This is a genomic window from Tenacibaculum sp. 190524A02b (assembly GCF_964036645.1).
In the GTDB taxonomy this organism is placed as follows: domain Bacteria; phylum Bacteroidota; class Bacteroidia; order Flavobacteriales; family Flavobacteriaceae; genus Polaribacter; species Polaribacter vairaonense.
Genome location: NZ_OZ038525.1, coordinates 3,084,498 through 3,097,531 on the forward strand (window position 1 = coordinate 3,084,498; position 13,034 = coordinate 3,097,531).

Sequence of the window (13,034 nt, forward strand, 5' to 3'; positions counted from 1 at the left end):
AAATAATCCCCTTAAATATTATCAAATGAAAAGAAGACAATTTATAAAACTAGCCTCTACAGCTTCTGCTATAGGTTTAATGCCTTTTGAATTAAAAGCTATGCTTAAAACAGCAGCTATTGCAGATTGTGGAGATTTATCTAATAGAAAATTAGTTCTCATCAATTTAGCTGGAGGAAATGATGGATTGAACACCTTAATTCCTATCAATGGGTACGATATGTACGCTAATCTTCGTCCTACTCTAAAAATTCCTAATTCTGGAACTAACAAATTTCTAAATTTAGACAGTACTTTACCCGAGAATCAACAATTAGGATTACATCCTGCTTTAAGTGGATTCAAATCTTTGTATGATAATGATCAATTACGTATAATTCAATCGGTTGGTTATCCTTCACAAAATAAAAGTCATTTTGCTTCTAGAGATTTATATTCAACAGGAAATGATGGGAATAGTTGGGACAATGGAAGTGATTCTGGATGGATTGGTCGTTTCCTTGAAAAATATTATAGTGGTGAACTTGAAGAAAGCTATCCTTTAGGAGTGCAAATAGGTTCTAATAAAACCGAACTTGGTTTTCACGGAGAGGAAGAACATGGTTTAGCTATTAATATTTCTGGGCAAGACCCTTCTGGTTTTTATACAGAATTAAATGGTTTAGGTGGTTTACCTCCTACTACAATTCCTTCATCTGATTTTGGTACAGAATTACAATACATTATTAATGTAAATACTTTATCAAACAAATATTCTCAAGCTATTTCTAACGCTTTTAATAACGGGCAAAATTCGTCTACCTATCCTGATACTGATTTATCTAATCAGCTAAAAACTGTGGCTAGGCTTATTAGTGGCGGATTAAAATCTAAAGTATACATGGTTCGTATTGGTGGTTTTGATACACATGATAATCAAAATCAAAATGATAGTGATATTACAGGTGAGCATTATACCTTATTGCAGACTGTTTCAGAAGCGGTTTCTGCTTTTATGAATGATTTAACTTCGCAAACATTAGCCAATGATGTAGTTGGATTAACTTTTTCAGAATTTGGTAGAAAGGCTAAAGAAAATGGAAATCTAGGAACGGATCATGGTGAAATAGCACCTATGTTTGTTTTTGGAAATCCTGTTAATGGTGGAGTTTCTGGTATAAATGTAGACTTAACTGAAGCTACAAGTGATAATAATTACCAAATAAAAACTGTACAATATGACTATAGGCAAACCTTAGGTACGTTACTTCAAGATTTCTTAGGCGCTAGTAATTTGGTTATTGACGGAACTTTTTTCAATAATTCAAATAGTCAAAGTTTTACTGACTCTAAAATTACTGAGTTATTGAAAGGTTCATATTCCGTTGCTGAAAATTGTTTACTTGACACTTTATCTACAAGTGAGAACTTAAATACCAATGATCCTAATAAATGGTTTGTTTACCCAAATCCTTTTACTGATATTTTGTATTTAAATTCATTAGACGAACATTCAAAAATTAATTACCAACTATATGATAATCGTGGACAAGTAATTATGCAAGGAAGTAAACAACCCTATAATAATACTTTTAAAATCAATGTTCCTTCTTTAGCTTCAGGTATTTATTTCTTAAAAGTTATTAGTAGCGAGAAAGCTGAAATTCATAAAGTTTTTAGGCTTTAATACTATTTTACAGACAATATTTGATTAATACTTTAAAAGTATCCAAAGTACAATTAGGTTAACGCTATTAACCTTTGTACTTCATAGGCAAGTGCACTACTTTTTTAGTTTCAAAAAAATCTTCTTCAAAATAATTTGGTAAATCATATATAGTTGCCTTAGGAAAGCTAGCCAACTCTTCAGTTAAATCACCTCCTTTTAAATACAAAATTCCATTTTTTAATTCGTGATTTTGTTTTTTATGAACTTTGTTTTTCACCCATCTATGAAATGTTTCCATCTGAGCTACTGCTCTACTTACAATAAAATCATAAGTTTCTTTTACTTCTTCTACTCTACCATGCGTGGTTTTAACATTTTCTATGCCTAAGCCTGCAACTACTTCATTTACCACTTTTATTTTCTTTCCTATAGAATCTACCAAATGAAAATTGGTTTCTGGAAATAAAATAGCTAACGGAATCCCAGGAAACCCTCCTCCGGTACCTACATCCATAACTTGAGCACCAGCTTTAAACTCCATAACTTTCGCTATTCCTAAAGAGTGCAATACATGACGTAAATATAACTCATCAATATCTTTACGAGATACTACGTTTATTTTCAAATTCCAATCTTTATACAGTTCTTGTAATTTAGAAAACTGTTCTAATTGTTGCTCAGTAAGCTCACCAAAGTATTTATTAATTATTTCCATTGATACTATTTTCGCTGCAAAAGTAAAAAACAAATTTGGTATGTTGATTTTTAAATAAAAGATATTCTTATCGTTAAAAAGTTATTCAAACTCATTATTGTCACATAAAAACCGTTATTTTTGTCTTTCTTAATAAGCGTTAAATGAAGACAGTAAACTTCTCAAGAATTGACAATAAAAAGTTCTTCAGGACTTTAAACAAACGAGTAAACACTTACTTTAAAGAAAATAATATAAAACGTACTGGTAACTGGAAGTTATATACTAAAGCTGCTATTATGTTTGCCATTTTTATTGTTCCTTTTGTACTAATTTTAACCATTGACATGTCACAATGGGTAAAACTAGCTTTATCTATAGTTATGGGAATTGGAATGGCTGGTGTGGGTATGAATGTTATGCACGATGCCAATCATGAGTCATTTTCTAGTAACAAATGGGTTAACAAATTAATGGGTAGTAGTATTTATATTTTAGCAGGAAATGTTTATAACTGGAAAGTGCAACATAATGTTTTACACCACACTTATACGAATATAAAAGATCATGATGAAGATATTGATGCAGGAAGAGTTATTCGTTTTTCTAAGCATGCAAAATGGTTATGGATTCACAAGTTCCAAAAATACTATTCTATCTTCTTGTATGGACTATTAACTATTAACTGGGCTATTACTACTGATTTTAAGCAAATGCGTAGTTATTTAAAAAGAAAACTTTCTTACGGTAAATTTCCTAATCCAGCTACAGAATGGACGAAGCTTGTGGTTTCAAAACTTGCTTATTATTCTTTGTGGGTTGTTTTACCTATTGCTGTTTTAAATATTGCTTGGTGGAAAGTTTTAATTGGTTTTTTTGCCATGCACTACACCGCTGGTATTATTTTGAGTGTTGTATTTCAGTTAGCACATATTGTACCTAAAACTGAAATGCCTTTACCAGATGAAAATGGAAATATTAAAAATACATGGGCTATTCATCAATTATATACAACGGCTAATTTTGCACCTAAAAATTGGATTGTTAATTTTTATACTGGTGGGCTAAATCATCAAGTAGAACATCATATTTTTCCAAATATTTCTCATATTCATTATAAAAAACTAGCTAAAATAGTTAAAGAAACTGCTTTGGAGTTTAATCTACCTTATAATGAATATAACACTACAAGAAAAGCTATTGTAGAACATTTTAAACATTTAGCAGAATTAGGAAAGAAACCACAACTAGCATAGTAAAAGAACAACAACGCAATATATAACAATGTCAAACGCATTATCAAACAGAATTAACAGTTTACCTGTTTCTCAAACCTTAGCAATGGCCGCTAAAGCCAGAGAATTGAAAGCTGAAGGGAAGGACATCATTAGTTTAAGTTTAGGAGAACCTGACTTTAACACACCTGATTTTATTAAAGAAGCAGCAGTTGAAGCCATTAATCAAGATTATAATTCATACACACCTGTAGATGGGTATGCTGAATTAAAAGAAGCTATTTGTTCTAAATTCAAAAGAGATAACAATTTAGATTATAAACCTAGTCAAATTGTGGTTTCTACTGGAGCAAAACAATCTATTGCTAATGTAGCTCAGGTATTATTAAATCCTGGTGATGAAGTTTTATTACCTGCTCCTTACTGGGTAAGCTACTCTGCAATTGCAACTTTATGTGAGGCTAAATTTGTAGAAATTCCTTCTTCTATTGATACGGATTTTAAAATTACTCCTGAACAATTAGAAGCTGCAATTACTCCTAAGACTAAAATGATTTTCTTTAATTCGCCTAACAATCCTAGCGGATCTATTTATAGTGAAGAAGAATACAGAGCTTTAGCCAAGGTTTTAGAAAAACATCCTCAGATTTATATTTTATCTGATGAGATTTATGAGCATATTAATTATGGAAGTAAACTATTTAGTTTTGCTGCTATTGAAAATATGTATGATAGAACTATTACTGTTAATGGACTAGCCAAAGCTTTTGCTATGACAGGTTGGAGAATTGGTTTTATTGGTGCTCCTGAATGGATTGCTAAAGCTTGTACTAAAATGCAAGGGCAAATTACTTCTGGAACCAATTGTATTGCACAACGTGCAGCTATTACTGCGGTATCTGCAAGTCCAGATAAAGTACAATACATGGTAGATGAGTTTAAAAAACGTAGAGATATTGTTTTGGACTTATTAGGTCAAATTGAAGGTTTTAAATTAAATGTACCTGAAGGTGCTTTTTATATTTTCCCTGATATTTCTGCTTTCTTTGGAAGAACAATTAGAGGAAAAGCTATTAACAATGCTAACGATTTTTCTATGTTATTATTAGAGGAAGCTAACGTAGCATCTGTTACTGGTGAAGCTTTTGGAGCTCCAAATTGTATCCGTTTATCATATGCAGCTTCTGAATTACAATTACGTGAGGCTGTAAAAAGAATTAAAGAAGTTTTAAGTTAGAAATTAACTTATAAAAAATATTGAAAAACTGTTTAATCTATGTATTAGGCAGTTTTTTGTTTTTCATGTTATACGGAACTTTAATAAAATATTTTTTACATCTTCACCAAAATCTCTTTCATCATTTTTGCAGCTAAAAAAGCCGTCATGTTTTGAAAGTCTTTAGTAGGGTTATACTCTACAATATCTGCTCCTACTATTTCAGCGTCTATACTTTGTATAATTTCAATGACTTGCCTTGAAGTAAAACCTCCTGGTTCATGATGGGAAACACCTGGTGCAAAAGCAGGATCAAATCCATCCATATCTAAAGATATATATAAAGGGTTTTCAAACTTAGGCAACTTACTAATATCCCAATCTTTCATAGTATGAATTTCAACATTAAACAAAGCAGCTTGGTCTGCTTGATGTGGATTTAATGTTCTTATTCCTACTTGCACTAATCTTTCTGCTAGTTTGTCTTCCATAATTCTAGCAAAAGGACAAGCGTGTGAATATAAATTTCCTTCAAAATTATCGTATAAATCAGCATGGGCATCAATATGAAGAATATCTAACTTTGGGTATTTTTTATGCAATGCTTTTAAAATAGGATACGTTATAGAATGATCTCCTCCTAATGTAAAAAGCTTATCTCCTTGCTTCAAATTCTGTTCAGTTATTTTTTCAATATCAAAATATGATTCAATATCAAAATCACCTTTATCTCCATTTAAATAACCTTCAATAGAACTTCCATTTTCAGCATATAAATTCATTGAGCCACTATTTAACGCTTCTCTTATTAGTTTTGGGGCTAACTTATGTCCTTTTTGATAGGATGAATTCTCATCAAATGGAATTCCTTGGATACTTACATTGGTCATTACTAAAATGGTTATTTTTATACTGTTTTATTTACTAAAACTATCCTAATTTTTCTCAAAAGGCTCTTCTTACTAACTCTATAAGTTAAAATACTTAAAGTCTTTCTGCATATTGCAACTACAAATTTGGTAATACCCGAAACCTTCCTGCATATTACAAGAAACTTTAGGGTAAAATTAAATACTATATTAAAAACACAAGCCTTTTTTATAGTTATAATATACTCTTTTTAAACAGTATAAACAAAAAAAGCACAGGTAATAAAGATTATAAGTTAACTATTCATTTTACCTGTGGCACAGCTAACAAAAGATTTAGCTTTATGAAGTATTGTATTTTTATCACCAGCTTCAGGATAGCCTAATTTTGATAATTTTTCTTTAGCTAATATTAAGTGATTCGCTTCTGACACAAAGGTTACTAATGATTGTTCTACATTTATTACCACTTCATTAATTCCTTCAATACTATCTAACCCTTTTTTTATGGTTGTAGCACATCCTCCACATTTTAAATTTTCTATATATATTTCTTGTATCATCTCTATTTCTTTTGTTTCCATTCTGTATAGCCTCCTTCTACATTATATACCTTAAACCCGTTTTTAACTAAAGTTTCAGCCGCTATTAAACTCCTTCCTCCTGATCTACAGTATAAATATACTGGTTTTTCTTTATTTAAAGTATGTAATACTCTTGCTTCAAAATCAGTAGCAGTAACATCTATTTTTTCTGCATTTTGTATAATTCCTCCTTCCCATTCCTTAGGTGTTCTTACATCTACTAATTGAATGTTATCTCCATTACTTAATAAGGTTTTTAAATCAGTAACCGTAATATTTTCTATTTCTTTAGATTGGGTTTGACATGCTATTGAAAACACCGTAAAAAAAACTGCTGCTATTATTTTTAAATACTTCATAATCTACTTATTTTAATGTTGATGGACAAACTGTTGTTGTTCTTTCAATTGTAGTTTCTTTAATTGCCTTATAGCCTCCTGCTACATCTATAACATGGTGATATCCTCTTGCTTTTAATATTGAAGCTGCAATAACAGACCTATAACCTCCAGCACAATGCAAATAAAAATCTTTATCTAAAGGAAACTCATTAATGTGTTTGTTAATAAAATCTAGAGGTGTATTTGGTACATCTACAATATGTTCATTTTCATATTCTCCAGGCTTACGTACATCAAAAACAATCGCGTTATTTTTAATCGCTTCTTGTAATTGATTAGCTTGTACAGAGACTAAGGTATCTACTTCTTTATCTGTTTCTCTCCAAGCCTCAAAACTACCTTCTAAATATCCTAGAACATTATCAAAACCTACTCTAGATAATCTTGTAATGGTTGTTTCTTCTTCTCCTTTAGGCGTGATTAATAAAATAGGTTGTTCTACATTTTTTATTAAAGCACCAACCCAAGGCGCAAATGTACCTCCTAGGCCTATAAAAATTGACTGAGGAATGAATCCTTTAATAAATTCAGATTGATGTCTTACATCTAGAATAACAACCTCATGTTCATTTGCTTTTTTCTCAAATTCTGCAACTGATAATGCTTGTGCTCCATTTTTTAATACATCATCTATAGATTGATACCCTTCTTTATTCATTTTTACATTGAGTGGAAAATATTCTGGTGGAGGTAATAAGCCATCCGTTACCTCTTTTACAAACTCCTCTTTTGACATATTTTCTCTTAACGCATAATTAGTTTTCTTTTGCTCACCTATAGTTCCTACCGTTTCTTTACTCAAGTTTTTACCGCAAGCTGATCCAGCTCCATGCGCTGGATATACGATTACATGATCTTCTAAAGTCATAATTTTAGTACGTAAACTATCAAATAGTAAACCTGCAAGTTCTTCCTGAGTTAAATCGGCTGCTTTTTGGGCTAAATCTGGTCTTCCCACATCTCCCAAAAACAAAGTATCTCCACTAAAAATAGCATGGTTATTTCCATTTTTATCTTTTAGTAAATAGGTTGTACTTTCCATTGTATGCCCAGGAGTGTGCAATGCTGTTATCGTTATATCCCCTATTTTAAATACTTCTTTATCTTTTGCTATATGTGCTTTGTACTTTGTTGTGGCTGTTGGTCCATATACAATAGTAGCTCCTGTTTTTTCTGCTAGTGTTACATGTCCACTTACAAAATCAGCATGAAAATGTGTTTCAAAAATATATTTAATAGTAGCATTATTTTCTTTTGCTGTATTTATATACGACTTTACTTCCCTAAGTGGATCTATAATTGCTACTTCTCCTTTACTTTCAACATAATAAGCTCCTTGCGCTAAGCACCCTGTATAAATTTGCTCTATCTTCATAATGTTATTATTGTTTTATTGGTACGCCTGATGTATGTATTGTGCGTATTTTTTTTGATTTAAATTATCCCCTGTTTTAAAAAAGTGAACGGCGCCATTAGCTCTCATAAAAAACTGATCTAACCCTACCACTTCTAACATTCCTCCTCTAAAAAGCGCATCTCTTACTGGCCCTTTTACTCCTGCGAAGAAAAATGTGACTCCTTTCTTTTTAAAATACTTTATTCTTTCTTTCAACATTTCTACCCCAGTACTATCCACTCTATTTATACTCTCTGCATCTAATACAATAAGTTTTAAATCTTCTCCTTTTTCTTCTGCCATTTCTTCTAGTTTATCTCTAAAATAACTAGCATTAGCATAAAAAAGCTGTGCATCAAATCTAAACACCAATACTTCTTTGTCTATAATAACTTCTTTAAACCTGTTCTTGTTTCTATAAAAATCAGAATCAGGTACCTTTCCTAATTCTATTACATACGGCCTTGATGTTCTAAATATTAATAATACTAAAGACAATCCTACTCCTGTTATAATTCCATATTCAATACCTAAAAACAAGGTTGCTAAAAAGGTAACTATCAGTAGCCAAAAATCTAAGTTATTTGCTTTCCATAACCTTTTGGCCTCTTTTATATTTACTAAATTAAATACTGCAACTACAATAATAGCCGCTAATATAGTTTTAGGTAAATGATAAAATACTGGTGTTAAAAACAACAACGTAAGTATTACTAACACCACTGATATAAGCGCTGACATTCCTGTTTTTGCTCCTGCTTCAGCATTTATTGCAGATCTTGAAAAGCTTGATGTTGAAGGATACGATTTAAATAATGCTCCAACCATATTACTTAACCCAAGAGCTATTAATTCTTGGTTAGGCCTAATTCTATATTCATCTTGTTGTGATTCTAGTGTTTTTCCTATAGAAATTGTTTCTAAATACCCAACCATTACTAAAGTTAAGGCTATTGGCATTAATTCTTTTACCAAAGCTATATCAATAGTTGGGACTGAAAATCCAGGTAAACCTGAAGGAATATCTTTAACTATAGCTACTCCTGACCAAAAGTCTCCAAAATATTTAACTACGGTAATTCCAAAAACAACTACAACTAATGCGTTTGGAATTTTTCTATTTATTTTTCTAAGTACTATTATTATAGCGCAAGCTATTAGACCTATAATGGTTGTTTTTTTATGGTAAAATTGTATTCTGCCAAAAATATCTTCTAAGAGAATATGAATTTGATCGCTTTGTAAAAAATCAACTCCTAATAAATTTTTAAACTGATTTAATCCAATAATTAAAGCTACAGCTGAAGTAAACCCAGATATTACAGGTCTAGATAAAAAATTTACTACAAAACCTAACTGAAAAACTCCCATCAATAATTGAATAATTCCTACTATCAAAGCTAATAAAATAGCTATGGCAATATAACTTTCAGAACCTGTTAAAGCCAATGTTGATACTCCAGTAGCTACTATTAACGAATCCATCGCTACTGGTCCAATAGCTACTTGGCGTGAGGATCCGAAAATTGCATACATCAACTGTGGCATTAATGCAGCATACAATCCGTAAATAGGTGGCAACCCTGCAATTAAAGCGTAAGCTATACCTTGAGGTATTAAAACAATAGCTACAGTTATCCCTGCTATAACATCACCTTGTAATTGTGATTTTTGATAGCTTGGTAGCCACTCTAAAATTGGTATTAACTTTTTAACTAGCTTCACGTTTCTTTTTTAAGTTCTGGGGTAAAACTTAGAAAATTTTCTCATTATTATCTTCTACTCTTAAAATAACTCACCTTGCCTTGTTCCTTTTATTCTTCCTAAATGTTTATAGGCTAAATCAGTCACTTCTCTTCCTCTTGGGGTTCGCATAATAAAACCTTGTTGAATTAAAAAAGGCTCATATACTTCTTCAATAGTTTCAGCGTTTTCAGCTACGGCTGTAGCTAGCGTTGTAATTCCTACTGGTCCTCCTTTAAATTTATCTATAATAGTCGTTAGAATTTTATTATCCATTTCATCCAAACCATGAGCATCAACATTCAATGCTTTTAAAGCGTATTTTGCTATCTCAATGGTAATTTTACCATCTCCTTTTATTTGTGCAAAATCTCTTACTCTTCTTAATAAAGCATTTGCTATACGTGGTGTACCTCTACTTCTTCCAGCTATTTCAATGGCTGCTTCCATTGATATTGGAACTTTTAATATATAAGCACTACGTTGTAAAATAGTACTAAGTAATTCTGTTGAGTAATAATGTAGTCTGCTACTAATTCCAAATCTGGCTCTCATTGGAGCCGTTAATAATCCCGAACGGGTGGTTGCTCCAACTAAAGTAAATGGCTCTAAGTTAATTTGTACAGTACGTGCATTAGGTCCAGACTCAATCATTATATCAATTTTAAAGTCTTCCATTGCAGAATATAAATATTCCTCTACAATAGGACTTAATCGATGAATTTCATCTATAAATAGTACATCTCTTTCATCAAGATTAGTCAATAAACCTGCTAAATCTCCCGGCTTATCTAACACTGGCCCAGAAGTTACTTTAATACCTGCATTTAATTCATTAGCTAATATATGTGCTAATGTGGTTTTTCCTAACCCTGGAGGTCCATGGAATAATGTATGATCTAAAGCTTCATCTCTTTGATTTGCAGCTTCAACAAATATTTTAAGATTTTCAATAGCTTGTTCTTGACCGGTAAAATCATCAAAACTAAGCGGACGTAGTTTTTTTTCTACATCCATTTCTTCGTTTGAATAATTTGTATTTTCTGGATTTAAATGCTCATTCATACGTTTACAAATATACTTCAAATAAAACGTTTAGTTTGTGATAAAAGTTACGAAGTACAAAGAGTTATCCAACAATTTACTTCGTTTTAAAGTTGTCTATTTCTGATAAATCCCTGCTTCCATAAATGCTTTTTTAGCAGCTTCTGTTACATCTGCTTCAAATAACTTTTCATAACGCGCATCTAAAACATAAGCCTTTACTACTACTTTTGTTGCTGGATGATTGCTGAAATGGTCAAAAAATAGAATGGTTACAGGTTTGTCTATATTTAGGTATCTAGATGTAATAGCTGCTTCATTCGCTATTTTCCTTACTTTACTTACGTTTACATTTAAAGGCAACCATAAATTAACCACTACCATACAATCTAAAGCCCCAGAATTAGCATTGGAGATATTATCTGAAATAATAGCTGAATTTGGTATAGTCACTAAATTATCATCTAACGTATTAATTTGTGTATTACGTAGACCAATATTTACCACTTCTCCGTAATTCCCTTTTATATTGATTCTATCTCCTATCTGAAAAGGTCTATCCAGTATAATTAACAAGCCTCCAAATACATTTTTTAAAATATCCTGCATTGCGAACCCTAATGCTAATGCAGATGACCCCATTAATGCATATATTGCTTCTGCTGACGGATTAAAAAGGGTCATGATTAAGGTATAAATTGCTAATGTCCATACCAAAATATTTACTACTGGTTGTATTCTTAAAATCTTTAATCTATGACGATTAAAATTCTTCACCATATTCTTGAAGAACCAGTTTAGTAATTTTATTAATCCCCATGTTAATAATAATACTACTAAAATGGTAAGTATTTTAGTAAATGATATAATGTCTTTAGCATTATTGATAGTTTCACCTACATTTTTTTGTACGTCTTCTACTGTTTCTTGCTGTGCATATCCAATACTAGTTATAAATAGAACTAAGTAATTTATTAATTTCTTCATTTTATTTAATATTTCTATTTAAACGTTCTCTTAATCTATCTTTTAATGCATCTAAATACATTAAATTAATTCGATATTGTATTGTTTGTTTTTTGCTATTTTGTACGGGTCTAATTAGGTTTTTTTCTAATAATTTTTCTATTGTTAATCTACTTGTTCTATTGGTATTTCTTAAAACCACATTTAACTCCTGAATTGTTAAAGCCCTATGCTGAAAGATAGCTTCTAACGTAAATAAATCACTCAAATTTAAATCTTCAATTTCCTTTGAGACATATGGTTTTATATATACTGTTTTATCTTTGACTTTATAGGCAGAATCTCTTGCATATAATATTGCTTTAGATATATTTCCTTTAGAAAAGCTGTATAATTTTTTTAAGAATAGTTCCTCTAATAATTGTTGCCTTTCTTCTTTAGTGACTTTCTTTAATTGATTTTCAACTTTTCTAGTCATGTCATTAGGTTTTAGATAAATAATATCATAACCTGCATTTCTAGACATTATTTCTTCTTTTAACAACTCATCTTCTATTGGATTAAGTCTAATGATATATGGAAAATTAGAGGCAAAAAATTTAACTCTATTTAAGTAATAAAAAGAATATTTATTAGCTGAAATTATCCAAAAAATATTTTTTTTGGTAGCGTGTAAGAATAATAGAAAGTCCTCTAATAGATTAAATCCATTAATTTTTCTCATAAAAAGCCGTTCTATATTTTCAACAATGATTACTTCTTCTTCAACATTATTAATAATATATTCTCTCAAATCATTTAAGGTTTTATAATCACCTTCAAGTTGTAAATATTTTTGGAGTATAGTAACTAAGCTTTGGTAACTATCAATAGGTTCATAAGTCTCCAAAATTTTAGCCGATGGATAAATATAAGTACTTGCGTGCAATAAAGAAGTTGCCCCTTCCCCTGGATGTGTAACTACCAATACGGGCGCTTTTATTATTTTCCAGTTTTCATAAGCTCTTTCTAAACTTAACAAACCACTTTCTCTCCCTTTTAAGGTATCTTTATTTTGTAATGGATATAATGTAAATCTTTCTAAATACTCTTCTGGAAGTTCATTTCTTTCTTCAGCTTCCTCTATAATAGCTGCTTCTGATTGAAGTTTTATATCGAGTACTTTATAAACTACATTCTTTATCCCTTTCAGTTTTTCTGAAAATGACATTGATTTTGATTTTTTGTTAGGCTAAGAT

General features: G+C 30.8%; 12 protein-coding genes. 3 read left to right on the plus strand and 9 right to left on the minus strand.

Annotated elements, in window-relative coordinates; genetic code table 11:
* Window positions 1-25: 25 nt before the first annotated feature.
* Window positions 26-1,666 (plus strand): DUF1501 domain-containing protein, encoded by a 1,641-nt coding sequence (locus ABNT65_RS12675; RefSeq protein WP_348738291.1) that lies wholly within the window; start codon window positions 26-28, stop codon window positions 1,664-1,666.
* 67 nt (window positions 1,667-1,733) lie between these two features.
* Here the strand turns inward: ABNT65_RS12675 and rsmG are convergent, their stop codons facing one another.
* Window positions 1,734-2,363, minus strand: a complete 630-nt coding sequence (gene rsmG / locus ABNT65_RS12680; protein ID WP_348738293.1) for a 16S rRNA (guanine(527)-N(7))-methyltransferase RsmG — start codon at window positions 2,361-2,363, stop codon at window positions 1,734-1,736.
* A gap of 143 nt (window positions 2,364-2,506) precedes the next feature.
* Between rsmG and ABNT65_RS12685 the strand changes: the two genes are divergently transcribed.
* Together ABNT65_RS12685 and ABNT65_RS12690 are read left to right on the plus strand one after the other, a co-directional pair.
* Window positions 2,507-3,598, plus strand: a complete 1,092-nt coding sequence (locus ABNT65_RS12685) for an acyl-CoA desaturase (RefSeq protein ID WP_348745983.1) — start codon at window positions 2,507-2,509, stop codon at window positions 3,596-3,598.
* 28 nt (window positions 3,599-3,626) lie between these two features.
* On the plus strand, window positions 3,627-4,814 hold the full coding sequence (locus ABNT65_RS12690) for a pyridoxal phosphate-dependent aminotransferase (protein WP_348703669.1): 1,188 nt from the start codon (window positions 3,627-3,629) through the stop codon (window positions 4,812-4,814).
* Window positions 4,815-4,909: 95 nt separating this feature from the next.
* Here ABNT65_RS12690 and speB read toward each other — a convergent pair whose 3' ends face one another.
* The 8 genes from speB to ABNT65_RS12730 all read right to left on the minus strand — a co-directional run bounded on the left by speB (window position 4,910) and on the right by ABNT65_RS12730 (window position 13,006).
* Window positions 4,910-5,683 carry an agmatinase gene (gene speB, locus ABNT65_RS12695; protein ID WP_348745984.1) on the minus strand — a complete coding sequence of 258 codons (774 nt, stop codon included), beginning with the start codon at window positions 5,681-5,683 and terminating at the stop codon, window positions 4,910-4,912.
* A gap of 275 nt (window positions 5,684-5,958) precedes the next feature.
* Complete coding sequence (locus tag ABNT65_RS12700) at window positions 5,959-6,225, minus strand: heavy-metal-associated domain-containing protein (protein WP_348745985.1); 267 nt, start codon at window positions 6,223-6,225, stop codon at window positions 5,959-5,961.
* 2 nt (window positions 6,226-6,227) lie between these two features.
* Window positions 6,228-6,605: a rhodanese-like domain-containing protein gene (locus tag ABNT65_RS12705; RefSeq protein WP_348703664.1), complete on the minus strand. Its 378-nt coding sequence runs from the start codon at window positions 6,603-6,605 to the stop codon at window positions 6,228-6,230.
* A 7-nt stretch (window positions 6,606-6,612) separates the two neighbouring features.
* Entirely contained in the window at window positions 6,613-8,022 is a 1,410-nt protein-coding gene (locus ABNT65_RS12710) for an MBL fold metallo-hydrolase (protein ID WP_348745986.1), read from the minus strand.
* Between the two features lie 15 nt (window positions 8,023-8,037).
* Window positions 8,038-9,768 carry a solute carrier family 26 protein gene (locus ABNT65_RS12715; RefSeq protein WP_348738301.1) on the minus strand — a complete coding sequence of 577 codons (1,731 nt, stop codon included), beginning with the start codon at window positions 9,766-9,768 and terminating at the stop codon, window positions 8,038-8,040.
* A 60-nt stretch (window positions 9,769-9,828) separates the two neighbouring features.
* Window positions 9,829-10,851: a Holliday junction branch migration DNA helicase RuvB gene (ruvB, locus tag ABNT65_RS12720; RefSeq protein WP_348703657.1), complete on the minus strand. Its 1,023-nt coding sequence runs from the start codon at window positions 10,849-10,851 to the stop codon at window positions 9,829-9,831.
* Window positions 10,852-10,947: 96 nt separating this feature from the next.
* Complete coding sequence (locus ABNT65_RS12725; RefSeq protein WP_348703655.1) at window positions 10,948-11,817, minus strand: mechanosensitive ion channel family protein; 870 nt, start codon at window positions 11,815-11,817, stop codon at window positions 10,948-10,950.
* A gap of 1 nt (window position 11,818) precedes the next feature.
* Window positions 11,819-13,006 carry a hypothetical protein gene (locus ABNT65_RS12730; RefSeq protein ID WP_348745987.1) on the minus strand — a complete coding sequence of 396 codons (1,188 nt, stop codon included), beginning with the start codon at window positions 13,004-13,006 and terminating at the stop codon, window positions 11,819-11,821.
* Window positions 13,007-13,034: the final 28 nt, after the last annotated feature.